Here is a 23,612-nt window from a genome sequence, read left to right as displayed (position 1 = left end):
ATAGGTCGAGGACACCTCAGGCGTTGGTTGATAGCCCGAAAACGAGCGAAGCGCGCCGATCGTCTCGCGACTAGACAATCCCCCACGCCCGAAACCTCCCCCTCCCCGTCATCTCCCGCAGACCCGGCTCCAAAACGATCCGCCGCGCCGCCTGCGGCGTGACCTCGAGCGTTTTCGCCACCATCCCGGCCGACACCAACGGTTTCGCCATCACCAGCTCAACCAGCTCCGGCAGTTTTGAGGATGTTCGCCGTCCTTCCAGTTTCCGCTCGAATTTCGGATAGGACTCTGCCTTTTGCAGTTCTAAGATTGTACATTGAGAAGAAGTTGGCTGCATTCGATCAACAAGTTCATAGCCGCAACTACATCACACCCCACGCCCGAAACCGCCCCCTCCCCGTCATTTCGCGCAGATTGAGCTCTTCGACCAGACGAAGCGCGGCGCGGGGCGTGATGTCGAGTTCCGCGGCAATCATGCCGGCCGAAACCAGGGGCCTCGCCAGCACCAGCTCGATCAGACCGGGCAGTTTGGACGAGGCGCGACGGCCGGTCAGCCGCCGCTCCAGCATCTGGCGCGCCAGCAGCAGCCGGTCATGTTCCTTGAACCCAAGCTCAATCGCGGCCATCAGGCCCTCGAGACTGGCGAATAGCCGGGTTTCGAAATGGTGATGACGCCGCCGTTCGACGCGGACGGTTTTCAGGCCCATATTGAAGGCTAACAAATGCGCCTGTGTGGTCAGCCCGTCGCGCCGCAGCAATGAGGCTGCCAGCAAGCGGCCCAGCCACGGCGCCCGCTGCAAAACCGCGAGTTCGCTCCAGGCATCAAGCGCCAGGATGGCCTGCAGCACCGGCGGCAAATCGCGGACCGAACGCAACACGGTTCGCCATTCGTCGAGCCGTTCGTCCTCATCCCAGTCAGGGTCGCGGATCAGCGGGTCCGTCTCGCGCTGCACAGATCGGCGCGGTTCTTTTGCGCTGGCGAGAACGCCTTCGGAACGGGCCAGCACCGCATCAATGGCGTCAAGATCGATGCCGGGCAGGTCGAGCCCGCCATCCAGACGATGTTTTCTCCCCTCCCCGTCGCGTTCCTGCCGATCGACTGCCGCATCGGACACCGCGACGTTTTCGCTCTCCGCGATGATGCCACCATTCCCAGGAGCGGATCCGGGCCCCGCCTGCCCGCCAACCCGGAGACTGCGCAAGCCGTTTGGGCTCAGCGCCCAGTCCGGCGCCTGCGCTGCAATGCGCCGCCTTGTCTGCAACACGTCGCGGGCAATGGTGAGTTGGTGGCTGGGTGAGCGAATATCGCGCGCCGCCTCATGAAGGACGAGGTCTTCCATTTCGACGAGTTCGCCGTCGAGCCACAACGAGGCACAGGCATCGGCGAAATGCAACCGTTCGATCAGTCCGGTGCCGACCGGGGAATGAGCAAGTCGTTCGTCGAGCCGCGCCAAAGCTTCACTGGCTCGCGCCAGCGGCGGCATCAAGGTCTTCAGAGGCAATGGGTCGGGATCGTAACGCATTGAATTTATAGTAAACAAAGTCTCAAACGGAATCCAGTGGGGATTTAATGTCCGGCACTGGTGATGGCGGTGGGTTGAGGGTCTAACATCCGATAAGTATAGGTTATCGGATGTGATTGATTTGAAGCCGCAAATCAATAAATATTGGGGCAAGGCCGCGCCACAGAAAGCCCGCTTTCCGGCCCATCAGGGAGTCTTGACCTTGCCATCAACGTCCGTCACCGCCGTCGAACGGCGTGCCGAAACACTCGATACGATTGCCGCCGTTTTGCCGATGAACCGGCGCGACATGCTGGCCGAGATTTTGACGAATGAGGATGTCGAGACGCTGCGCCATCTGGTCAATGAAGGCATGGGCGAAAACACGCTGCGTGCGCTGACCTCGGATCTGGCCTATCTCGAAGCATGGTCAATGGCCGCAACCGGCAGCCCCCTCCCCTTTCCGGCGCCGGAAGCCCTGCTCCTGAAATTCGTTGCCCATCATCTCTGGCGGCCGCAGCAACGCGAGATTGAACCCGATCACGGCATGCCAGCCGACGTGGAAGAGGAATTGCGCCGACAAGGCTTTCTGCGCGTGTCGGGACCGCATGCACCGGCAACCGTGCGCCGCCGTCTTGCCAACTGGTCGACGCTGACCCGCTGGCGCGGCCTGGAGGGTGCGTTTTCATCGCCTTCCGTCAAATCGGCAATCCGGCTTGCGGTGCGCGCCCTGAACCGGCCGCGCAGCCGCAAGAGTGCCAATGCGATTACCGGCGATATTCTGGGCAAGCTGCTGGCAACCTGTTCCGGCGAGGATCTCACCGCCTTGCGTGATCGGGCCATCCTGATGGTGGCCTTTGCCTCCGGTGGCCGCCGACGCAGCGAAATAGCAGGCCTGCGCACAGAGCAACTCGTCAAACAGGCACCTGTCACCGATGAAGAAGGCTCTCCCCTCCCCTCGCTTGGCATCCATCTTGGCCGTACCAAAACCAGTGGCGTCGAACAGGATGAAATTGTTTATCTGACCGGACGTCCCGTCGATGCCCTCACCCGATGGCTGAAGGCAGCCAGGATCGACAAAGGCAACGTGTTTCGAAAAGTCGATCGATGGGGCAATGTTTCCACGCGGGCACTGGAACCCAGTGCCGTCAACGCCATCGTCAAGCGGCGCGCGCAAATGGCGGGTCTCGACCCTGCGGAATTTTCTGCCCATGGTCTGCGCTCCGGCTATCTCACCGAAGCCGCCAATCGTGGCATTCCCCTCCCCGAAGCCATGGAGCAATCCCGTCATCGCTCCGTGCAACAGGCATCAGACTATTACAACAATGCCAAACGGCGCAGTGGACGAGCGTCACGGCTGCTGTGAGGCATGTGCCGACCAAGGGCATTGGAACCCATACATCAATTAAGTTTGCCCATATCATTCAGGATCAGACATATTCTGCTTCAATTCAGAGAATTTTGCAGCCATTGTCGGATTCCCGCGTGTCAAGCGACGTGAAGAATTGACCGACAGGTCCTCGGCTTTATTATTTGCAAGCCGCAAATTGTTGGCTGATTTGTGAAGCGCTTCTTTCGTTTTTTCCAGATCCTTGATCGCTTCATCGATGCGTCTGACTGCTTCCTCAAAACCGTCCGAAGCCAGACGCCAGTTTCTCCCAAATGCTGTTTTAAAATCTTCAAGTTGGGCTTCAAAGTTGGTGATGTCTACGTTTGCGCTCTCACCAGCGCCAGCTCTGTCTTGTATTTAAGCGAATTTATCGCCGCATCACGCAGCAGCGTAATTATTGGGATAAAGAATTGTGGTCTGACAACATACATTTTCGGAAAACGATGGGATACGTCTACAATCCCTGTATTATAAAGTTTGCTCTCAGGCTCCAGCAGTGAAACCAACACCGCATACTCACAGCCCTTAGCGCTACGATCCTTGTCTAGCTCTTTGAAAAAGTCTTCATTCCTCTTCTTTGTGACCGTGTCCTCGTTCTCGTTCTTCATCTCGAACATGATCAAAACAATTTCAGAACCTGCATCGTCCACGTCACGAAAGATAAATCGCCCTTACTGCCGTTGCGCGCGTCGTTATTCTTCTCAAGATAAGCGCGGGGAAATGCAGTGGCGCGAATGCGGTCGAACTCAGTTGCGCAATGCTGTTCCAGCGTCTCACCGATCATTTTTGTCGATAGCTTCGCCTTCATATCACTCAGACGCTCAATAGCCTCGTCGCGATCCTTAAGCTGCGTTTCGTACTTGTCCTTGAGGGCAGTTTCAGCAAGTTGCTTTTCAAGTGCGACACGATCAAGACCGTTCTCAACTCGTCTCGCTCTTTCTCAACTACGAGGACACCTTCGGTCACGGCGATCTTCTGTGAAAGCTCACCCGCATCTAGCCTGGCCTTAAGACGCTCAATCTCAGCGTCCTTAATAGAAGCTGCTTTATGTAGTTCGGCATTAAGCTTCGCCTCGGCGAGTTTTGACGCAGCCTCCTGCTCTCGTCTGGCAGTTTCCAGGTCGTGCAGAAGGGTATCACGTTCTTTTTCCACGACACTTAAGGCCTCGGCTACCGCGAGTTTGTGCGACTTCGCTAGATTCGAGCCTCGCCTTCAGTTTCTGAATTTCAGTATCCCTGGCTGCAGCAGCTTTCTGCAGTTCACTGCTAACCTTGGCCTGTGCAAGCTCGACCGCGTTCCGCTTGTTCTGTTCAGCCAACTCCAGACGCTCATGCAGTTGCTTGTCGAAATCACTATCGCGAACCTGTTTCAGGATATCTGCATAACCTGCTTCATCAATCTTGAATGCCTTGTTGCAATGCGGGCAGATGATTTCATGCATATTTATTTCGTTTGGCCTTAGCGCCAACCTGTCAGAGGATCTCGTTGCCCATGATCCAGAGCCACCTTTGACCTTCCCTTGCGGTCGTAGAATAAAAGTCATCGATCCTTGCACCATTCACGGCAGGTTGGGAGTAACCAGCACGACGGTTGGAAAGTATGTCCGGTAACGTCCGACATCTCGTGTCAAAAGTGGAATTTTTTGTACTGCAGCATGTGCACCAATGAAAAAATCGGGCAGCACACCAGTTCGCGAGCCGCCTGCCCTTCGATATCGGGTAAAGACTTTGCCTGCCAGAAAAAGTGCCTCTCTGGGAAAAGATGTAATTTGAAGACCGGCCGTTTCAATAAATTGGTCCAGTTCCTCTATTCGCTCGTAACGAACTGAAAGTTCTGCGTAGATCACATCATTAATAAGCAATGGCCCCGTCAAACTTGCGGTTTCGAGTTGTCCAATCGACCATTCCGCCCACTGTGGATCATCTGTCACAAGATCCAGAAGAACATTTGTGTCAACGAGCGTCACTTTTCACCGCGTGTCAGCGCCATAATTGCATCTGTATCGAGCCCCTTGCCAGCGTGACCACGCAGCTTCTGGAAGCGATTTAATGTTTTTGGCGCATCAGCCTTAACAAGAAATACGTCTCCATCAGAAGTTCGATGAAAATCCACTCTGGTCCCAGGCCTGATCCCAAGCAATTCACGAACTGCTTTTGGGATCGTGACCTGGCCCTTCGATGTCACTGTCGTTGTCATTGCCGCACCTATGTAATACCAGATTTTGATAAGGTAATACCATCGTGGTGCGATTTCAAGCGCCATGTAAACCACGCAACTTCTTGCATAGTCTCTGAATCCGCACACAATCCGTGAAAATCGTAATGCGTGGAAGCGCAGGGCCGCTCCACATTCCAGGTCGAAAGGTAACGACCCTGATCTATTCAAGCAGATAGCCAAGGGACCGATATCCTGTGCGACGTTTTGCTGCCATAGGCTCGCAGACGTTCTGACCGACCAAGATGTCGAGACGCTTCGCCATCTGGTCAATGAAGGCAGGGGAAAAACACCCTGCGTGCCCTGACTTCGGACCTGGCCTATCTCGAGGCATGGGCTTTTGCCGCAACCTGTGGTCCCCTCCCCTTGGGGGGTCCGTGTTACCGGCGTGCAAACGCCAGGGTGCGTCTGCAAAAGCCAGTAAGCTCCTGATCGTTGATGACGGCTGTTTGCCAAGCCGCGTTGCTATCGTGGTGGAAACGATTACCGTAGTCTTTAAGCGCTTCCAGTTCTGTGATGTCGGCCTGTGATAAAATCTCATCTGCAGTTCCAACGCGCTGCCGGCAAAGTCCCAGGAAGGGACCGAGCAAAGTCTCCGGGGGATAGTGCGCTGGGAAGGCGACACGCATGAAAGCCTCCAGGATCGGGCGTAGTGCTTGCGCCGCCTCGCGTTCGGTCTGCGGGCTGCCGTTTGCAATATAGTCGCTGACGAGGGCATGCCTACGGTCATGTTCGGTGACCGCGTCCTGCGTCACGTCCCAGGCGGACAGGGTTGATCCGGCACCCTGCCGGGCGATCCGGATGGCAGTACGGCTTGCAGCCCGGTCGGCGCCATTCCAGACACCAAGAAGGAACGGCTTGGAGTGCGAAAGCACGATCATCTGGCTGACGCGATCGTGGAGCGCCCGCATTTCGTGGACGGTGGTCAAGGAGCGGTGCTCATCGAGGCTCGTCATGGGGTCGTCGATCACGACGATCTTGTCGGCGAGCGACGGGTCGCGATCGAGCGAAGCAAAGAAGAACGCGAGCGCCAGCGTGTTACGATCGCCGGCACTCAGGGTGTTGTGGAAAGACGGGCCGGTTCCCGTCAGTGCGACCGAGGCGTTGTTTATCACAACGTTATAATTGGCCGACGAACCACTACGGCTGTTGACCGAAGCAACAGCGCCGATGCGGAACCCCGCATTGAATCGTTGGAGGTAGACGTTGATGGCCGTCTGGTAGGCCGGAAAGACTCTCTGGCGATACTGGTCGAGCGCATCACGGGCATTGTCGCGCAGCGTCTCTGTTGCGGTTTTAGCCTGCTTTTCGGCCAGATAGGCCGTGCAGAGATCCGTCGCAGGTTGTGTATGGCGTGTTCGCACTAGAACAAGCCGCTGCAAGTCGGCCGTGAGGGCTGCAAGGTTGGCGCCCGCCGCACGCTCCTTGACGATGGCGATATTTGCGTTGGCGGCCTGCAGGCCTCCGGAGAGCGCCTCGATATCGCGACGCGCGGCTTCATAGGCATCGATCGCAGCCTGCGCCTCAGCCGAAAGCGCCGACGGCTCAAGCGGGGAAGCCTGCTTGCTCCGCAGCGCAGCCACAACAGCGGTGCGCGCCGCGTTCCAGACGCGGGCAATTGCCGCTGTATCAACCCCGATCGCAGGGACGTCCTGTGTAAAGCGCGTCCAGAACTCGCTGGTCTGCGCGGCGGTGCGGATACCGCGCTCGAATGCGGCCGGGATGTCGCCGGCATGGGCGGTGTTGACGCCCGATATCGCGGTAGCGATGTCCGTCTTTAGCGTCTGATATTCGGCGCTGAAATACGCCTGGTAATGTGCAATGAGCGGCGAACCTCTTAGATCTTGGGCACAAAACGGACAGACCTCGTGATCTTCACCGGCCGAAGCCGGTCCGATGCGGCTCATCCCCTGGTTGACCCAAGCTTCGCCGCCCTGGCCGAGCACGCCGAAATGCGCCTGAACCTGGGCGGCGGCAGCGGCTTCCAGAGCGGGCAGATTCCGCGCGAGCAGGCTGTTGATCGCAACCGCGTCGAATGCCGGCAGGCTCACGAGCTGGAACGCGTCCTGGCGCTGGACCGCGTCGGCAGCCCGCGCAGCAGCCAATTGACGTTCCGCCTCTTCAATCTTGCCGTCCACCCGCGCATCGGCCTGGAGTGCACAGAACGCATCGGCCGTCAGCGCCCCGCGCATGGCTGCAGGAATGGCGTCGGTCCGTTCCTTCAGCGTCCGGTTATGCTGTTCTATCGCGGCGATATGCTGAAGCACCGTCGCATTGAGCTGTACCCCCTGCCCGCCGAGGATTAGTTCATGCAGGTTCTGGCGATGGGCCGTTTCGATCTCGATGCCGGAGCAGACATTTTGCGCCACAAAGGCATCGTCGAAGACCGCAATATGCGGAAGCGGCTGGCTCCAGGCACCGTTTTGAAACATGTGAGGTGCCATGCCCTGCCGGGCCACGATGATATGTGGCGGATGTTGCGCTCCGAGGCGCTTTCGCTCGCTGACTAGATCCGCATCACCCGAGCTGAGCGACCGAAGGATGGTTGCCAGCGTCGTCTTGCCTCGGCCATTCTCCGCGTATATGAGCGTCAGCTTGCCGAACGGCAGCTGCGTTCCCGTGGCGACATTGTCAAACTGCCCGACATTGCGCAAAAGTTGAATTCGATCGACCGTCATATCCCCCCCGAAGTTGCATGCAATGTGCGCCACTCACGTAGTTTATTTCAAGCAAAATCGCTTGCTTAGTCTGCATTACATTGAAGCTCGCAGTGTCGCTATCAAGCAGCACGCTATTTGCAAGCGCGTTGTGGCCGAGTTCTTGAGCTTTTTTTCGCTGAGCGGATGTCAAGGCTTTCCAGATCCGATGCACATTGCGCGATGGCATCGCGCCGAGATCCGTGACGTTGCTTGCTTTGCCGAAGCGCACCTTAAAAAACGACGGATCATGATCCATGGCGTTAGCTGTTGCTGTTCTTGACTATTCGTCTGCATTTAACTTTGTGACGTTTCGCTCCCAGACAAAACCAATCTCAGTAATTTTTGTCCGCCGACAAAAGTAGGAAAATATTACTTTAAATCAATATGATAACGGACCGGAGCGTGAGCTATAGACCCCGCGAAGGCGTTAACTTATTATTAACTTTAAATTTGTTGCAGATCCCTAAGAATCGGACATAATAACGGTTAGTTTGGCCATTCTGTCCAAAAATCGTTTTTATGGAAATCAATGGGTAATGAACGAGATCTCGCTCAAAAAGCCGAAAGCCACGCTTAAATTCGAAAAACACATCCTCGATCAAGGGGATCAAATTTCGAAGAAGTTGCATTTGCTCAGCGTTCAGAACTTCCCAGATTCTGGAAAAAAGACACTTCGTTCATTCTCTCTTGCAGAAGCATCACAATATATAGGTGTAAGCCAGAGTCACCTTAAGAAACTTCATTTGGAAGGCAAAGGCCCCGCTCCTGAAACTTCGCCGTCGGGTCGGCGATCGTACACCGCTGAGCAGATGCATGACATTCGCCAGTATCTTGATCAAAACGGTCGATCGGAAACACGTAATTACGTCCCGCACAGAAAGCCAGGCGAACATCTTCAGGTCATAGCGGTCGTTAACTTCAAAGGCGGCTCTGGGAAAACTACAACTACCGCCCATCTGGCCCAACATCTGGCTCTTACTGGTCATCGCGTCTTGGCAATCGACCTCGATCCTCAAGCCTCGCTTTCGTCACTGCACGGGTTTCAACCGGAGTTGGATCAGGTCCCTTCAATCTATGACGCGATCCGATATGATGAGGAGCAAAAGCCGCTCTCTGAAATTATTCAGAACACCAACTTTCCTGGACTGGACATCGTTCCTGCAAATTTGGAATTGCAGGAATTCGAATATGATACCCCCCTCGCAATGAGTGACCGCAATTCGAATGCTGGTAAATCATTCTTTACCCGCATCTCGAAAGCCCTCGAAGAAGTTGACGATCAATACGACATCGTCGTCATTGATTGCCCTCCACAGCTTGGCTACCTGACTATAACGGCGCTCACGTCAGCCACGGCAGTTCTTATCACGATACATCCCCAGATGCTGGATGTGATGTCGATGGGCCAGTTCCTCCTGATGCTTGGCAATATTCTCGAGCCTATCCGCGCTGCCGGCGCAGAGGTAAATCTGGAATGGTATCGCTACCTTGTAACAAGATACGAGCCAACAGATCAGCCACAGGCTCAGATGGTGGCTTTTTTGCAGACATTGTTTGGCGAGTTTATCCTCAAGAACCAGATGGTCAAATCAACCGCTGTCTCAGATGCAGGGATCACAAAGCAAACGCTCTATGAGGTCGAAAAAAGCACGATGACACGTTCCACCTATGAACGTGCAATTGAATCATTAGATGCCGTCAATGGCGAAATTGAAGGCCTTATCCACGAATCTTGGGGCAGATGAGTTTGTCTGCTGACAAATTCAGCATTTATGATTGCAAATTCAGTGAGATAAGCGATTACGGAGATTGAAATGGCTAGGAAAAATCTTCTGGCGGGACTTACGGAGTCAACCGAAGAGCCAGTGACGTCCAATTATCGGATCGGTGGCGCATCCAAATCCATGATCCGTTCTGTTAATGAGCTTGCACGTCAAGCTGACGCTTTCCTTGAAGGCGAGCAAGTCGTCGACCTCGATCCAAATGTTATAGACAGTTCTTTTGTATCTGATCGTCTTGGTACTGATGGTGAAGAATATCAGCAGCTTCTTCAAGCTATCCAGGAACGGGGACAGGACAGTCCTATACTCGTTCGTCCTCATCCAAGCATAGATGGTCGTTTTATGATCGTCTTTGGTCATCGTCGTGTAAAGGTAGCCCGCGAGCTCGGACGCAATGTTCGAGCAGTTGTAAAGGCACTTGACGACAAAACACATATTATCGCGCAAGGACAAGAGAATTCGGCTCGAGCAAATCTCAGTTTCATTGAGAAAGCTCTTTTCGCAAAAAATCTTGAGACACTCGGATATGACCGTGAAACAATCTCCTCCGCACTAGCAGCTAATGCGGCAGCGGTTTCCAAGATGATTTCCGTAACGTCCCGTATTTCGCCGCAACTCGTCAACATTATAGGATCAGCTCCTGGGGTAGGGCGCGAACGCTGGCTTGAACTAAGCCTTCTAGTCGAACGTAAGGCCGCTGCAATTTCCGAAATCGTAACTTCAGACGATTTTGGTTCAATAGATAGCGACGAGCGTTTCAATCGGGTCTTCACTGCGGCGAATGCCAAAGGCAAGCCGGTCAAAAAGGAACGAACCACACCAACGGCAAAGTCGTGGGGATCTAGCGAATTTGCCATTACGATGAGTCAAAAGCCGAAACAGGTCGATTTCTCTTTCAAAAGCGAGAAAGCTAGACCGTTCGGCGATTGGTTATCCGAGCGACTTGAAATCCTCTTTGAGGAATTCAAGCAATCAGAAACCAAGAATGGAGATTGAGCCGCAAAAGAAAAAGGCCCCCAAACGTTGCCGTCGTGGAAGCCCTTCTCGATGTTTTAGCAGACTGAGAATCGCATTTCCCCGAATCGGTGTCAAGAGTCATAAGCGTCATTTTGGCGGGTGGATTTCTTTTGCCTTTTGAAAGGTGAGAGGGAATGCAAATTCTGGGAACTGTCACGTCCGTGTTTCGCGGGCGAAGGAATAGTTTCGCCCAAAATCCTGAACTGCAGAATAAGCAGGGCAGGGGGGTAAACAGATGGGTGATTTACAAACAGCTCTGTGTGGCCAAGTCAGCACTCGATCTCAATGATCGCTGCCTTGCTGTGCTCAGTTCGCTTTTGTCATTTCTCCCTGACGACGACATGAATGAGAAAACCGGCCTCGTCGTTTTTCCATCCAATCGCCAACTATCGCTGCGTGCCCACGGCATGCCTGAATCAACGCTACGCCGTCACCTGGCTTCATTGGTTGAGGCCGGGATCATTGCGCGCAAAGATAGCCCAACCCGCAAGCGTTATGCGCATAAGGACAGGGAAGGGGGCGTTGAACTTGCCTTCGGCTTTTCCTTTGCGCCCTTGCTTGATCGCGCATCTGAGATTGCCGGTATCGCAGATAAAATCCTTGCGGAGCAAAAAGCCTTGAAACGGCTTCGCGATGAAGTGTCCGTCATGCGCAGAGAGATCGCTTCGGCTTTTTCAGAAAACGCGGATGGGTCCGGTGACTTTATTGAGGGTCTTGAAGGGCTATTTGTTCGCTTCCGTGACGTTGTAGACGCTATTCCTCGCCGAGCATCCCTCGATGAGCTGATGATTATCAAAGCCAATCTGACAGCCATATACGATGAATTGGTTATCGCTTTGAAAAACATGGCAATTGTTCCAGAAATGAGCGGCAGCGTCGCTCAATTTGAGCGGCAGCATAATGAATCCCTGCCAGAATCCCTTTTTAAATCTCAAAATAACAAAAAGATTGATTTGAAGGCGTCTTCTTCGGAAACGACGGTTCCTGAGAGCCTCGAAGACGAGAACCGCATTCGGGTTTCACCTTCCATTTCGCTCGATCAAGTGCTGCGAACATGTCCGGATATTCGCGAATATGGAGCGCACGGCATCAGCACATGGCGAGAGCTTCAAGATGCTTCACAGATCGTTTCCGGCTTCCTTGGCATTAGCAAGTCTGCCTATCGCGAAGCACTAAGCTTCATGGGAGTAGAAGCGGCATCGACGGCCATTGCCTGGATCCTGCAGAAGCTGGCGACCATCAGTTCACCAGGCGGTTATTTGCGATCTCTTGCCCAAAAGGCGAGGGCAGGGGGCTTCTCCATCAGCCAGCTTTTGTTTTCTGGGATGAAAGGTAATGGAAGTCTGGCATCGGCAGGATCGCAATGAATTCCGACACACAGGGACAGTCATTGAACAACAACAATCCTTGAAGTGTCACGCTTGGTGTTATATATATAGTCAGGGTAGATGACGGTGCAGATTCTGAAGAACGCCTGGTTCGAGCGGTTTGCTCGAAAGCAGAGGATTACGGACGTCGCCTTGATAGAAGCGGTGCGTCGTGCCGAGCGCGGTCAGATAGACGCCGATCTTGGTGGCGGTGTCATTAAGCAACGAGTCGCCCGGGCAGGACAGGGAAAGTCGGGTGGGTTTCGCACGATCATTCCATATAGGTAGGAGCGGCGGGCATTTTTCGTGTTCGGCTTTGCAAAGAATGAGCAGGCCAACATTGATGACGATGAAGAAGTTCAATTCAAGAAGATGGCAAAGGAACTTCTTGCGTTATCAAAAGAGCAAATGGAGCTGCTGATCGAGAGAGGACGTTTTTCGGAGGTTGACGATGGTGAAGAAATATAAGAGCGAAGCAATGGCGGCCATCCACGAAACTATGGAGGGCCTGTTTGAAGTCGGCGCGATCGACAAGCAGACTATGCGAGAATTTGATGATGTCTGCCTGACCGCGATTGAGCCGCTTACCCCGGAAGAGATCCGCTCCATCCGGGAGCGTGAACATATATCGCAGCCCGTCTTTGCTCGTTATCTCAATGTGAGCAAGGGTCTGGTGTCAGATTGGGAGCGTGGAGTGAAGAAGCCCGGAGGGCCGGCACTACGGTTATTGACGGTTGTTCAGAAAAAAGGGCTAGAAGCGATTGCCTGATTGCGAAAAAGCAATCAGACGGGCGGGCCAATTTATGATCGTTTATTCCGTGAACACCACCAGGACGCCGGTTTTGACGATTCTTGCGAGTTCTTCTGCATCCCAGTTTGTAAGACGCACGCAGCCATGGCTCGATGTTTTGCCGATGCGTGAAGGGTCAGGCGTGCCATGAATACCGTAAGTGGGTTTGGAAAGCGCAATCCATACCGTACCGACGGGACCGTTTGGCCCAGGCGGAATGGTCAGAACGCCTTCATTGGCTCCCTGTTTGAAGTTGATCCTGGGATTGTATGTATAATTGGGATTGATCGCTATTCGTTTGACCTGAACCGTGCCCGAAGGAGAAGGAGTGTCCGAAGAGCCGATCGTTGACGGGTAGGCTACCTTCAGCTTTCCATCTGAACCATAGCCCCGAACCTGTTTGCGACCTTTATCTGCTATGATATGGGCAATCGGCGTGCGTTTGGCTTTGCCGAGATTGGGAACTTTGATGATCGAGCCTGGTTGATTGAAATTCACCCCTGGATTGATCTCTTTGAGGAAACCCTCATCGATTTGAAACCGCTCGGCAAGCATTTCCGTGACTGAGGTATAAGCCATTGCTGGCAATTGGGCTTTCAAAGCGTAGTCAGCGGGGATTTCTGCAACAAACTGCCTGCCAACATCTTCATTTGTGATGAGGTAATCCTTGAAAGCTGGTCCGCCGGTATTCTCCAGTTCGGTCTGAACCGCTGCGGGATCGGCTGGATTGATAAATCTACCCGTGATTTCGCCAAAAGCCGCAGCAGCCTTGTCGACATTGCTGCCGGAACGCCCATCGATTGCGCCGGGCGACGCGCCAGCCCTGTTCAACATGATCTGATAGGCTGCAATCTGTTCTTTGGAATCAACGCCTCTTGGCATTTCTATCGCGGGTGCCATGTCGTCGGCGGTTGGAACATAAGTCGATGAAGTTTCCTGACGAGTTGGTTGTGTGCGATTGATGCTGCCAGTGGTCATCTGGTCCAGTTCGGCTTTGATCGGTGCAGTTGACCCCACTAATGCGGGCGGTCGGATATCTTTTACCTGCAAAAGCAGTCCATTGATCGAGCGGTCAATTGAGGAAGACGGCATAAAATGGCGTCGGTGCTGGTCGAAAGATTGCCGCTATTCAATTGCTGTGATCCGTAATCCGAAGCCGCTATTTTTGCTCGACTTGCGCTATGAGGGCGCCAGCCTGCTTGGAATATCGACCGATACCGTACGCGCAAAGGCTCAAGCCGCAGGTAGACGATTAAGTCAGGAAATCTACGACCAAACCGAATTCGACGGCATCATTTATATGTCTCGCATTACAAACAAGGAATGCGTCGCTGTTTACGACAGGGCAGTCCACCTCAATCTCGAGACCGACGCCCCAGCCTTAAACTTGACGAGGTTATCAAGCTTGACCGATATTTTTGAGAAGTTGTTCGTCACTTTAATCGTAGAACCATAACATCCGACATTCAAACCGGCCAGACGCCCCAGCGATTTAGGCAGTTGCCGTCCCCCGCAATTCTGAAAACTGAAGTGGTAAGCGGCTATGCTGCCGTCAGCGGTAGTTGGTTCGAATAAAATACATGAAGTTGTGACGGCTGTTACGTTGTTCCATGGAACGGGCAATCTCGACTGCGATGGCGTTGAATTCAGGTTATGAGTTTGGCATCGACCTGGCTCTGCAGGTTGGAGAGTGTTCTAACCACGGGGAGCAGATCACGCAGCAAGCTATGCGGAAGATTTGCCAAGAGTTTCGCAAGTTCCACGCGTTCTTTGGCTTCCTCCTCACTATTGCCCCACAAATGAGGCGCTGCTTCATAAAGCATATCGATGGGTATAACGCCGAGCACTTCGCAGATATGAATCATGCGAGTGACATGAAGCTTTGAAAATGCCCGTTCATATCGGCCATAAACCGGTGTCGAAAGCCCTATTAGAGGGGCAAAGTCGGCTTGTTTGAGGCGCGCCTGTTCACGCGCTTCGCGGAGGTACTTCGCAAGCCGATGATCGATTTCTTCAAACGTACTTATCCCGTTAAAACCAGGACGCCTAAAGATTGGCTTATCGATTTCAGGATCATTGGTTTTTTCCAAGGAATGCTCGTTTGAGTAATCTAGTGACTCACTTTTCACTTTCAACTCCCTCGTTTTCAGCGCCATCACGGTGATCGCTAAGAGATGCTCCGTTATAATAGCATTTCAGAAAAGTGATTTATTCTTCTTTTCATATCAATCTTCATGGCCGGGAGCGACGTCTTTTCCGCCTCTAATGCGAAAACAGGTGTAGACGGTTCAGTGTTCAAACTGACGTTTACCGTCGTGTGCAAGTTCCATCCAAACCACCCGACAATCGTGATATTCTGCGGTTCGCTGACCCGCGTGAGCGAAGCCTACATTTTTCAAGCAGATTGGGCTGGACACCGTGTCCATATTATTGCGAGAAGTTCATGAATCTTCGTATCTTGGTGCGCTGACGACGGCTAGGCAATTCGCTAAAGTCGTAGCGGAAGTTCCGAACATCCCACAACTCAGCTAAAGTTGGCCAATCTTTCAAAAATCGCAGTACCCTATGGGCCGCGATTAAATTAAAAGGAAAGATTCCGACGGACGAATGGCCGCAATTCAGACGTAAAACTTCAGGTCTACGAGCACCTTTTTCTAACACATCAACTACCCGATCCGAAAGATTTGGACATACGATCGTATCGTCTTTTCCTAACACAAACATTATATTCAGGTGAGGTCGTGTTAGCCTTGAAAGATGATTTTCAAGATCGATTAGACCCCAAGCGCTTTTCAATTCGTCTAAAGACATTGCTGGCTCGATACGGCTACGCAGCCCTCTTAAAGTTTACGCAGTCCATACCAGTTCGGCGGGTTTAGCTGGCGATACCATCAGGACTGCCTTACGCACTTTTTCTTCGTGCGCAGCGATGAGACCTGCAACCAAGCCACCTATACACATCCCTACCACGGAGATTTTATAGTATCCCTGCTTACCGAGCCAACGTACAAGTTTGCGGCCATCCAGAACCGCCTGGCGCATCGAACGGATGGTAAGGTTTATATCGGCATTCAAAAGCTTTTCTTCGGAGAAGTCGTCAGAACCACGCCTGAAGTGATACGGAAGGGTAGCCTCGACAACGGTGATACCCCTAGCTGCGAAAAATTTTGCGAATGCGGAATAACGATTGCGTGCGTACCAATGATGAAAGACAACGATAGCGTGTTCTTTCGTTCCGCTGTCAGTTATCTCGCATTCAAATATATTATTCTCTTCCTCTTCAGTCGTGATGTCAGATTGGAAAACAACCTGGTCTGTGCTTTCGCTTAGTGGTTCAGGCGGCAAAATAGGAGAGAAAAATGCCTGCGCGTTGAAATTTTCATCGAGCTCTAACTCTATGCTGTCGACGCTTTTTGCTTCTTTCTTGTGAACTGCGAATGTCAATGAGCTATCATACTTAAACTTTATAGACCTGTGTTCGATGAGCTTTTGACGTTGTAATGATTTTATAATGTGCTTGCGATCATGTCTGCGTGCTAAATAGCGAAACATATGTTCCTCCTGTTATCACAGCGTTAAATGGATCGACCTTTTTGCCGATAATGATTTAGTCAAAATAATCATGCTTTTAACTCTCGCTGCGCGCCTCTCGTCCAAGGGGTCGTGAACCGCTCAGTGACCGTCATACAGTCCTCTGAATTCAGCATCGGCATAATATGCGATCTTGTTGGCGACGATCGGCCGTTGGCCTGCGAGGAAGAGCAGTTCGAGATGTGGCTGAAGATTGCGGACCTCATCGGGGGTGAGCAAGGCACGCGCTGTATGGTGTTGGGCGTGAGAAATACCAGACTGTTGTGAATCGAGTGCCCGGCTCATGGTCTGGAAAACCACGGTTTCCTGTCCGAGCAAATCGGAGACGAATTGGGCGCTGTCGTGATCGTTGACACCGAAGACTTGCAGGACGCCAGCATTCGATAGAAAGGTGCCAGCGCGCTTTCCGTAGGTGGCGCGAAGCTGGTGAATGTCCTGCAGGATGGGCCAGAGCTGGACACCGTAGCCTGCCATAAGCCCCATTGCGCGTTCCACCGGTGCCAGGTGGCCAAGGGCTGCGAACTCATCCAACAGATAGAGAACCGGGGTAACCGGTTTGGCTTGATCCCGGGCCATGTCGGTCAGGCTTTGCGCGACGAGCAAGCGCAGCCAGCGAGAGTAGGTGGCGAGCCGATCGGGGGGAAGGACGAGAAACACCGAGATATTGCGGTGCTTGAGATCAGCAAAGCGAAAATCAGATCTGGCGAGGATCGTAGCCATGCGTGGACTGTCGAGAAAATGGGTATGACGCTGCGCGGCGGAAAGTACGCCAGCACCTTCCCGATCGGATTTACCAAAATGGCGGTTTGCGGCGCGGGCAATCAAACCAGCTGACGCTGTTGAGGCCTGCATTTCTTTCAGGAGGGCTACGAAAGCTTCAGGGGGGAGGGTGAGATAGTCTCGCAGGGTGGCGAGGTTTCGCCTGTCGCGCGGCTCGCTGGCGACAATATGAAGGATCAAACCGGCAATGAGTGCTTTCGCTTCCTCATTCCAGTGCGCATCCCCACTCATGCCCGGTTCATCGAATACGAGGGCGTCGGCTAGCGTGGTTGCATCTTCTGCGACATCGAGCCCTGTGGGATCGAGATTGTCGAGTGGATTGAAGGCAGCGGAGGGCTGACCGGTAACACCGAAGGGATCGAGGACATGAACGGGGCCAAATTGCTGTCGGGCGCGGACGGTGACCTTGGCGTTTTCGCCCTTTGGATCGATACAGATTACAGATCGATCGGTGATGAGCAGGTTCGGGATAATTGTTCCCACGCCCTTACCGGTACGCGTCGGTGCCATTGTGAGCAGATGGGCCGGGCCTTCATAGCGAAGCAGTTTTGCGGACTTCGGGTCGCGGCCGATGAGCAGACCGGAATCGGTGCGGGTGCGGGCAGCGGTTTCCTTATCGGTGGCGAAGCGGGCAGACCCGTGGGTTTCGCCGTCAGGATCCCCGAAATGATTAATTAGCGGATTGGTGATGAGGCGGAACAAGAGGAGAAGTACGAATGCTGTAAAGGCAGTATTTCCCACATACCAGAGCGTATCACCGCGGTCGATATTGAGAGAACGCATCGCATATTCCAGGATGAAAGCGAACACAAAAACGACAACGAAATAGAAGATGCCTACCTGAAAGATCGTTCTTCCAAAACGGAATGGAACAGAAAGAAGGGAAACCAATGCCCACAGCGGATCTCGCGCAGCAGCACGCAGCATGTTCCTGAACGCTGCGCATGCAAGTGTCGCCTGATTCATTAACCCGCTCCTTCGTTGCTTGCACGGTTGGACGTTTTCCCGATCAGATCAGCAAACAGTATCCTGTCGGCTTCGCGCGTCAGAAACACGGGCAGCTCATTCTTCAGCCATTCTTTCAGGCGTTGGGAAAGTTCCTCATCGTTTCCGCTTTCAACGCGATGCAGCACTAGCGCGCCAAGCAGCACCTTTCGGCGTGTATCGTTGGCGCGCTCCTGTTTCGATAGTCTGGCTTTCAAAGCGGAACGCTGCGCATTCAGCTGGGCCAGACGTTCTTCGATGGATTTGCGTGCCACACTTCTACTCCCTTAGAATCTCATTGAGCTTGGAATAGTTTCCCTTACTACGGCTTTCGCCAACTTCATGTAGCGGCAATGGCTACGAACTTACGGCAGAAAGTGTGGATCATCGGCTGTGGCGGCATTTCATGCCGTGTACTGGTCGCCGGAAAGATGATCCTGAGAATCTCATTATTACTTTGAAAACTGTCGCCATAACGTTGTCAACCGCCTGCGTGCATCCAGCTGGGATATCCGAGCTCACAGATACACGTCCCTCAGCCGTTTGAATGCGGATCTCTCATTGGTGTATTCGGTCATTTAAAACCGCCCTCATTGTTGCGAGGTTTTGATCTGAGCAGCGACGTTCACCCTGCTTCATCGCCAATCCAAAACTTCGGTCATTGCAGCCAGGACTGGCTTCAGTTTTAAAGCATCGACACTGCTGCAGGTTAACACCGAAGATTGAGAGAGCAAAGCGAAACGAAAATTTAAGGGCGCACTTACGAGTTGCTTCGCAACTCAATGCGGTTTACGCTACATGCGCTAACAACGATCTTGATTTAGTCAGAGAATATTGGCGTGGCTATTTATCATTTAAGCATGAAGCCGATTTCCCGATCCAGGGGACGAAGTGCTGTTGCTGCCATCGCCTACCGCTCGGCGTCAAAGCTGACGAATGAGCGTGATGGCATCACCCATGATTACACCAACAAAAGCGGCGTGGAACATGCCGAGATCGTCTTACCGGAAGGTGTCGATGCGGAATGGGCGCGGGATCGTTCAGCCTTATGGAATGCAGCCGAGCTTTGCGAAAAGCGCAAGGATGCACGTGTCGCACGCGAGTTTGAAATTGCATTGCCGCATGAGCTGACTGCGGATCAACGGCTTGAGGCAACGCGGATTTTCGCCCATGAGCTTGCCGATCGTTTTGGCGCGGCAATCGACTTCGCCATTCATGCGCCGCAAGACGACAGCGACATTCGAAACCACCATGCGCATATAATGATGACAACACGGCAGGTGAGGGGGGATGGTCTCGCTGACAAGAACCTTCTCGAGCGTGAAAACAAATGGCTTCTGTCAGCGGATCTGCCAACCACGGATATGCAGCTTCGTGATCTCCGCATGCGATGGGAAGGGATTGCGAATGAAAGCCTTGCTCGGGCCGGACATGATATTCGCATTGATCACCGTTCGCATCTGGAGCGGGGTCTTGAGATTGCGCCGACGGAGCATATGGGGGTTCATGCGACGCAGATGGAGCGGCGTGGTCTCGTCGTGTCGCGGTCGCGGCTGGATGAAGATGCCGCGCGGCGCAATTCGGAGCTGATCCGCGAGAAGCCGGAACAGGTTCTTGAAATCATCACGGGAGAGAAAAGCGTCTTTGATCGGCGTGATGTTGCGCGAGCGCTGCATCGCTACATCAACGATAACATTGGAGAGTTCCAGAGCGCCTTTGCCAAGGTGATGGCGTCATCGGCCCTTGTTGAACTACAGGCGGAAAGCCATGATCCGGTGACGGGTGAATTCGAGTTAGCGCGTTATTCGACGCGCGGAATGGTCGAGATCGAATCCGGTATGATCGAATGCGCGCAGCGGATGCACGCGTCGCACAGCCACAGGCTGAGCGATCATCATGGTGTCGATCGCAAGCATGTCGAACAAGCGATCGGGCGTCAGGATGCTGCGATCCGGACAAGCGTTTCGAGCGATACCGCTGACAAGGTCGAGCGGGGTGAGTTAGATCGCGGTGAGCGCGATCGGCTTATCGACGCTGCACGTCTCTCCGATGAGCAGCGGCGGGCGATTGAGCATGTCACTGGGCCGGAGCGCATTGCTGCGGTTGTCGGTTATGCGGGTGCTGGCAAGAGCACGATGCTGGCGGCGGCGCGTGAGGCATGGGAGGCAGAAGGCTACAGGGTTCACGGTGCGGCCTTGTCGGGCAAGGCAGCCGAGGGTCTGGAGGAGAGTTCTGGAGTTCAGAGCCGCACCCTGGCGTCGTGGGACATGAGTTGGCAGAACGACCGTCGCACGCTCAATCGCGGTGATGTGTTTGTGATCGACGAAGCAGGCATGGTGGGAAGCCGGCAGCTCGCCCGGTTCATTGGCGAGGCCGAGGCACGCGGTGCGAAGATCGTCCTTGTCGGCGATCATGAGCAGCTACAGGCAATCGGGGCCGGCGCACCATTCCGGGCGATCACCGAGGAAATCGGTCATGCCGAGCTTTCCCAGATACGCAGGCAGCGTATTGACTGGCAGCGGGACGCGTCGGTTGCCTTCGCCACGCACCGAACGGCTGAGGGTCTGAGCGCCTATCGGGATCGCGGCAATATCAGCTTTGCCGAGACGGGCGAGGATGCGCGCGGTCAGATCGTGCGTGATTACCTTGCCGACGCGCAAGTGCGTCCGGACGGCACCCGGATTGCGATGGCGTATCGCCGGGCCGATGTTCGCGCCATCAATGACGCGATCAGAGCTGAGCTACGGGCCCGGGACAACGTGCCCGGCGATAGCCGGGGGCTGTCCGAGGGCGAGCTGGCGCGTGGCGCCCTCGGGGAGGGGCTGGTCTTCCAGACCAACGACGGCAAACGCGAGTTCGCCCCGGGCGACCGCATCGTGTTCCTTGAGAACAATCGCGACCTTGGCGTAAAAAACGGGATGTTGGGTACCGTCGAGCATGTTGAGGTCGGCCGACCAGGTGCTGGCCCCAGGATCGTCGCGCAGCTCGACGGGGCGAGCGGTAAGGAAGGGCGCAGCGTCAGCGTGCCGATGGACGACTATCAGGCGGTCGACCACGGCTATGCGACGACAATTCACAAAAATCAGGGCGCAACCGTGGATCGTGCCTATGTGCTGGCGTCGAGAACGATGGACCGGCATCTAACCTACGTCGCTATGACCCGGCATCGCGACGGAGTGCAGCTCTATGGGAGCCAGGACGAGTTCAGCAAATCGGAACTTGGCCGGCAGGTAGGTCAAACGTTGGCTGTGGGTCGTCTGGTCGAACATGGGGCCGCACCGTTCAACCACAAGGAAGGCAATAGTCAGAGCTATTTCGTGACGCTTGAAAACGATCAAGGTGAGCAGCGCACGTTATGGGGCGTAGATCTTGAGCGCGCCATGAAGGCTTCGAAACAGGCACTGCAGATTGGGGACAGGATCGGCCTGCAACATGTCGGTTCGGAGCCGGTTCGCCTTCCAGACGGAACGGAGACGCACCGGAACGCTTGGAAGGTTCAAGATGCGGGCGATCTTGCTTATGAGCAGCTTAAAAATCAGCTGTCACGGTCGGGCGTGAAGGAAACGACACTCGACTATACCCGCGACTTTGCCGCGCGCCAATTTGCCGAGCGGCGGGGGATCGCAGAGCAAATGGGGATCGTAAGCGAGATCGAGATCCCGGCGGAGCGCGCCGGGCTACGTGCGGAGCGGGAATCAACGGCCGCGGATAACGTCGGTGATCGACAACAGCGCCGCAATTCGTTCGAGGGCCTGAAACTCGGGCGCGGCGCGGCGGCCGAGCGGCTGCAGCAGGACAGCACCGGTGAGAGTGGATCGCCGGTCGAGCAGAAACGGCCGCAGCAAGCCCAGAAACAGCGCGGTGGTATGTTCTCTGACCTCAGGCTCAATGCGCGTTCTGGGTCGTCCAAGCAGCGGGAAGAACTGCCGGGAAGGGAGACGAGCTTGCAGTCGGTGCCAGTACAAGACCGCCCCGATACTGACAGATTGGCCGAGCGATCACGACGTCAGTCGCCGCTTGAGGCAGCCATTGACCGCTATGTGCGGGCCTATCAGTCGCTCGATCAGCACCAACGTGATGGCCTGCCGGTTCTTGACATGCAGCGGCAGGAGATGCACGCGGCCGGCCAGCAACTCGACCAGGTGCGCGCGGGGACAGAAGAATTGATGGTTTCGACACTGCGGCATGATCCACAGACGGCGCGCGCCATGACCGAGCTTACCGGTCGGGAGCGTGTCGCCCATGTCATCACAGGCATGAAGCGTGAAAACGCCGCCCTGCAAGACCCCAATGTCAGGGCCGAGCGGTTCGTGAATCGCTGGCAGGAGCTGGGCGGTCAGCGCCAGAAGCTTCGCGGCTGGCAACACGACGAGGCGCGGGGCAAGATCGAAAGCCAGATGCAGGGCCTTGCCAAGCGCCTCGAACGCGATCCAAAGGCAGAATCTATCGTGCGTCATCGCAGCAAGGAGCTTGGAATCGGGCAGGAGCTTGATCGCGATCAAAGCATCGCCCGTGTGCTGCAGAAGCAGGTAACACGCGGCCAGCGGATTGATCGGGGCTTTGGTATAGAAATGTAAGGCAGGGAGAACATGACGGAACTCGACGACCACACAGACGGCATTGGGCTCGCAACGCGTGAAGAAGATTCAGGTGATCCGGCGGCAGCCTTTGATGCGCTCCGGCGCACCGTCGAGACGCAGGGCACGCAGATCGGCGCGGAAATGACCGTGATGCGGCGCGGCATCGAAGCTGCTTTCGACCAGCTCGAGAAGATCGAGCCTCAAGCCGATTACAAGCCCCAGCTCGCACAACTTGTACAGGCGCTCGACAATGTTGCAGAGCGTTTGCACGGCGTCGAGCAGTCACCCATTCTTCGACAGGGCGCGCAGCACTATGCAGGGGTTCTCGAGCGCAGTGGCGAGGCTCTGGTAAGGAACGCCGCGCAGCAGCTCGAACGACAGGCTTCCGACCTTGAACGCGCGAGTCGTAATCTTTCAACACGCGTCTCGGGCGCGCGCGTGCGCGATAATCAAAACAAGTGGGTCTTTGGCGCGGTGGGGTTCGGTATCATCACCGGTGTCCTGGCAATGTTATTTGTGCCACGTTTACTGCCTGGAACGGTTGATATGGCCGTTGCCTCCGTGGTCATGAACAATGACCGTTGGAAAGCCGGGATAGCCCTCATGGAATCGGGAAGTCCCGGGGGGTGGCGTAGCATTGTCGAAGCGAGTGAACTTGTACAAGCCAACCGGCAGGCGCTTGATGTGTGCTCCCGGTCAGCTGTCAACGCAAAGAAAGATCAGAGGTGTACGATTACCGTGTCAGCGCCTGCACAGTGAACAACAGCTAGCCTCCGGACGTCCCGCTCTTGTCACAGGTGGCCAAAGGGACGGCCGGGGGCAGGCTTGAGGCGATGAGGCTTTGAGTATTAGAGGAAGCCTTAATCACTCAAACAGTTCGGTGTGGGGTGCCAGCGCGCACGAAAATCACGCTGTTG

The 23,612-nt window shown here is 54.6% G+C and carries 19 protein-coding genes and 5 pseudogenes; 10 read left to right on the top strand and 14 right to left on the bottom strand.

Going from position 1 to position 23,612, the window contains the following annotated elements:
* Positions 1–70: 70 nt before the first annotated feature.
* Together OPR82_RS17400 and OPR82_RS17395 are read right to left on the bottom strand one after the other, a co-directional pair.
* Positions 71–274 (bottom strand): annotated as a pseudogene (locus tag OPR82_RS17400) (helix-turn-helix domain-containing protein); the annotation flags it as partial.
* 88 nt (positions 275–362) lie between these two features.
* Positions 363–1,532 (bottom strand): RHE_PE00001 family protein, encoded by a 1,170-nt coding sequence (locus tag OPR82_RS17395; RefSeq protein ID WP_265986225.1) that lies wholly within the window; start codon positions 1,530–1,532, stop codon positions 363–365.
* 265 nt (positions 1,533–1,797) lie between these two features.
* Between OPR82_RS17395 and OPR82_RS17390 the strand changes: the two genes are divergently transcribed.
* Positions 1,798–2,868, top strand: a complete 1,071-nt coding sequence (locus OPR82_RS17390) for a site-specific integrase (RefSeq protein ID WP_094574561.1) — start codon at positions 1,798–1,800, stop codon at positions 2,866–2,868.
* Positions 2,869–2,922: 54 nt separating this feature from the next.
* Here the strand turns inward: OPR82_RS17390 and OPR82_RS22735 are convergent.
* The 5 genes and pseudogenes from OPR82_RS22735 to OPR82_RS17375 all read right to left on the bottom strand — a co-directional run bounded on the left by OPR82_RS22735 (position 2,923) and on the right by OPR82_RS17375 (position 5,088).
* Positions 2,923–3,709: pseudogene (locus OPR82_RS22735) on the bottom strand (DUF2130 domain-containing protein).
* Positions 3,706–4,044 (bottom strand): hypothetical protein, encoded by a 339-nt coding sequence (locus tag OPR82_RS22730; RefSeq protein ID WP_235819123.1) that lies wholly within the window; start codon positions 4,042–4,044, stop codon positions 3,706–3,708. The pseudogene OPR82_RS22735 and the gene OPR82_RS22730 overlap by 4 nt, the downstream one beginning before the upstream one ends.
* On the bottom strand, positions 4,028–4,333 hold the full coding sequence (locus tag OPR82_RS22725) for a hypothetical protein (RefSeq protein WP_235819122.1): 306 nt from the start codon (positions 4,331–4,333) through the stop codon (positions 4,028–4,030). The genes OPR82_RS22730 and OPR82_RS22725 overlap by 17 nt, the downstream gene beginning before the upstream one ends.
* Positions 4,334–4,450: 117 nt before the next feature.
* Positions 4,451–4,858 (bottom strand): type II toxin-antitoxin system VapC family toxin, encoded by a 408-nt coding sequence (locus tag OPR82_RS17380; RefSeq protein ID WP_094515334.1) that lies wholly within the window; start codon positions 4,856–4,858, stop codon positions 4,451–4,453.
* Positions 4,855–5,088 (bottom strand): AbrB/MazE/SpoVT family DNA-binding domain-containing protein, encoded by a 234-nt coding sequence (locus OPR82_RS17375; RefSeq protein ID WP_265986224.1) that lies wholly within the window; start codon positions 5,086–5,088, stop codon positions 4,855–4,857. The genes OPR82_RS17380 and OPR82_RS17375 overlap by 4 nt, the downstream gene beginning before the upstream one ends.
* Positions 5,089–5,323: 235 nt before the next feature.
* Here OPR82_RS17375 and OPR82_RS17370 point away from each other — a divergent pair.
* Positions 5,324–5,484: pseudogene (locus tag OPR82_RS17370) on the top strand (integrase); the annotation flags it as partial.
* A gap of 2 nt (positions 5,485–5,486) precedes the next feature.
* Here OPR82_RS17370 and OPR82_RS17365 read toward each other — a convergent pair.
* Positions 5,487–7,784: an AAA family ATPase gene (locus OPR82_RS17365; protein ID WP_265986203.1), complete on the bottom strand. Its 2,298-nt coding sequence runs from the start codon at positions 7,782–7,784 to the stop codon at positions 5,487–5,489.
* Positions 7,738–8,061 carry a hypothetical protein gene (locus OPR82_RS17360; RefSeq protein ID WP_094544332.1) on the bottom strand — a complete coding sequence of 108 codons (324 nt, stop codon included), beginning with the start codon at positions 8,059–8,061 and terminating at the stop codon, positions 7,738–7,740. The genes OPR82_RS17365 and OPR82_RS17360 overlap by 47 nt, the downstream gene beginning before the upstream one ends.
* A 280-nt stretch (positions 8,062–8,341) precedes the next feature.
* Between OPR82_RS17360 and repA the strand changes: the two genes are divergently transcribed.
* From repA to OPR82_RS17335, 5 genes and pseudogenes are all read left to right on the top strand, one after another.
* Entirely contained in the window at positions 8,342–9,550 is a 1,209-nt protein-coding gene (gene repA, locus OPR82_RS17355) for a plasmid partitioning protein RepA (protein WP_094515336.1), read from the top strand.
* A 69-nt stretch (positions 9,551–9,619) separates the two neighbouring features.
* Complete coding sequence (gene repB, locus OPR82_RS17350; RefSeq protein ID WP_094515337.1) at positions 9,620–10,582, top strand: plasmid partitioning protein RepB; 963 nt, start codon at positions 9,620–9,622, stop codon at positions 10,580–10,582.
* Between the two features lie 155 nt (positions 10,583–10,737).
* Positions 10,738–11,970: a plasmid replication protein RepC gene (gene repC / locus OPR82_RS17345; RefSeq protein WP_094544331.1), complete on the top strand. Its 1,233-nt coding sequence runs from the start codon at positions 10,738–10,740 to the stop codon at positions 11,968–11,970.
* A gap of 81 nt (positions 11,971–12,051) precedes the next feature.
* A pseudogene (locus OPR82_RS17340) lies at positions 12,052–12,438 on the top strand (type II toxin-antitoxin system RelE/ParE family toxin).
* On the top strand, positions 12,422–12,739 hold the full coding sequence (locus OPR82_RS17335) for a helix-turn-helix domain-containing protein (RefSeq protein ID WP_094515339.1): 318 nt from the start codon (positions 12,422–12,424) through the stop codon (positions 12,737–12,739). The pseudogene OPR82_RS17340 and the gene OPR82_RS17335 overlap by 17 nt, the downstream one beginning before the upstream one ends.
* Positions 12,740–12,781: 42 nt before the next feature.
* Here the strand turns inward: OPR82_RS17335 and OPR82_RS17330 are convergent.
* Positions 12,782–13,678: pseudogene (locus OPR82_RS17330) on the bottom strand (L,D-transpeptidase); the annotation flags it as partial.
* A gap of 43 nt (positions 13,679–13,721) precedes the next feature.
* Here OPR82_RS17330 and OPR82_RS17325 point away from each other — a divergent pair.
* Entirely contained in the window at positions 13,722–14,216 is a 495-nt protein-coding gene (locus OPR82_RS17325) for a hypothetical protein (RefSeq protein ID WP_235819121.1), read from the top strand.
* Between the two features lie 190 nt (positions 14,217–14,406).
* On the opposite strand, the gene OPR82_RS17320 is transcribed toward OPR82_RS17325, so the two are convergent.
* The 4 genes from OPR82_RS17320 to OPR82_RS17305 form a co-directional block, all read right to left on the bottom strand.
* Positions 14,407–14,916 carry a helix-turn-helix domain-containing protein gene (locus tag OPR82_RS17320; protein WP_094515344.1) on the bottom strand — a complete coding sequence of 170 codons (510 nt, stop codon included), beginning with the start codon at positions 14,914–14,916 and terminating at the stop codon, positions 14,407–14,409.
* A 691-nt stretch (positions 14,917–15,607) separates the two neighbouring features.
* Positions 15,608–16,312 (bottom strand): RcgR family putative quorum lactone hydrolase, encoded by a 705-nt coding sequence (locus tag OPR82_RS17315; RefSeq protein ID WP_265986196.1) that lies wholly within the window; start codon positions 16,310–16,312, stop codon positions 15,608–15,610.
* Positions 16,313–16,432: 120 nt separating this feature from the next.
* Positions 16,433–18,097, bottom strand: coding sequence for a type IV secretory system conjugative DNA transfer family protein (locus OPR82_RS17310; RefSeq protein WP_094544330.1), 1,665 nt, complete (start codon positions 18,095–18,097; stop codon positions 16,433–16,435).
* A complete protein-coding gene (locus OPR82_RS17305; protein ID WP_265986195.1) occupies positions 18,097–18,390 on the bottom strand; it encodes a mobilization protein in 294 nt (97 codons plus the stop codon). Before OPR82_RS17305 ends, OPR82_RS17310 begins: the two co-directional genes overlap by 1 nt.
* Positions 18,391–18,954: 564 nt before the next feature.
* Between OPR82_RS17305 and traA the strand changes: the two genes are divergently transcribed.
* Together traA and OPR82_RS17295 are read left to right on the top strand one after the other, a co-directional pair.
* Complete coding sequence (gene traA, locus OPR82_RS17300) at positions 18,955–22,692, top strand: Ti-type conjugative transfer relaxase TraA (protein ID WP_265986194.1); 3,738 nt, start codon at positions 18,955–18,957, stop codon at positions 22,690–22,692.
* Between the two features lie 12 nt (positions 22,693–22,704).
* Positions 22,705–23,454, top strand: a complete 750-nt coding sequence (locus OPR82_RS17295) for a DUF6118 family protein (protein ID WP_265986192.1) — start codon at positions 22,705–22,707, stop codon at positions 23,452–23,454.
* Positions 23,455–23,612 lie beyond the last annotated feature (158 nt).

The sequence above is a fragment of the Ochrobactrum chromiisoli genome (assembly GCF_026241335.1).
GTDB lineage: Bacteria > Pseudomonadota > Alphaproteobacteria > Rhizobiales > Rhizobiaceae > Brucella > Brucella chromiisoli.
The sequence above is the reverse complement of the archived record's forward strand: the minus strand, read 5'-3'. Positions and strand labels throughout refer to the sequence as shown.

Excerpts from the sequence above, each read along its gene's own strand:
- OPR82_RS17390 (WP_094574561.1), top strand. The coding sequence starts at position 1,798 with ATGAACCGGCGCGACATGCTGGCCGAGATTTTGACGAATGAGGATGTC.
- OPR82_RS22725 (WP_235819122.1), bottom strand. The coding sequence starts at position 4,333 with ATGCATGAAATCATCTGCCCGCATTGCAACAAGGCATTCAAGATTGAT.
- OPR82_RS17375 (WP_265986224.1), bottom strand. The coding sequence starts at position 5,088 with ATGACAACGACAGTGACATCGAAGGGCCAGGTCACGATCCCAAAAGCA.
- OPR82_RS17365 (WP_265986203.1), bottom strand. The coding sequence starts at position 7,784 with ATGACGGTCGATCGAATTCAACTTTTGCGCAATGTCGGGCAGTTTGAC.
- OPR82_RS17360 (WP_094544332.1), bottom strand. The coding sequence starts at position 8,061 with ATGGATCATGATCCGTCGTTTTTTAAGGTGCGCTTCGGCAAAGCAAGC.
- repA (WP_094515336.1), top strand. The coding sequence starts at position 8,342 with ATGAACGAGATCTCGCTCAAAAAGCCGAAAGCCACGCTTAAATTCGAA.
- repB (WP_094515337.1), top strand. The coding sequence starts at position 9,620 with ATGGCTAGGAAAAATCTTCTGGCGGGACTTACGGAGTCAACCGAAGAG.
- repC (WP_094544331.1), top strand. The coding sequence starts at position 10,738 with ATGCAAATTCTGGGAACTGTCACGTCCGTGTTTCGCGGGCGAAGGAAT.
- OPR82_RS17335 (WP_094515339.1), top strand. The coding sequence starts at position 12,422 with ATGGTGAAGAAATATAAGAGCGAAGCAATGGCGGCCATCCACGAAACT.
- OPR82_RS17325 (WP_235819121.1), top strand. The coding sequence starts at position 13,722 with ATGCTGCCAGTGGTCATCTGGTCCAGTTCGGCTTTGATCGGTGCAGTT.
- OPR82_RS17320 (WP_094515344.1), bottom strand. The coding sequence starts at position 14,916 with ATGGCGCTGAAAACGAGGGAGTTGAAAGTGAAAAGTGAGTCACTAGAT.
- OPR82_RS17315 (WP_265986196.1), bottom strand. The coding sequence starts at position 16,312 with ATGTTTCGCTATTTAGCACGCAGACATGATCGCAAGCACATTATAAAA.
- OPR82_RS17310 (WP_094544330.1), bottom strand. The coding sequence starts at position 18,097 with ATGAATCAGGCGACACTTGCATGCGCAGCGTTCAGGAACATGCTGCGT.
- OPR82_RS17295 (WP_265986192.1), top strand. The coding sequence starts at position 22,705 with ATGACGGAACTCGACGACCACACAGACGGCATTGGGCTCGCAACGCGT.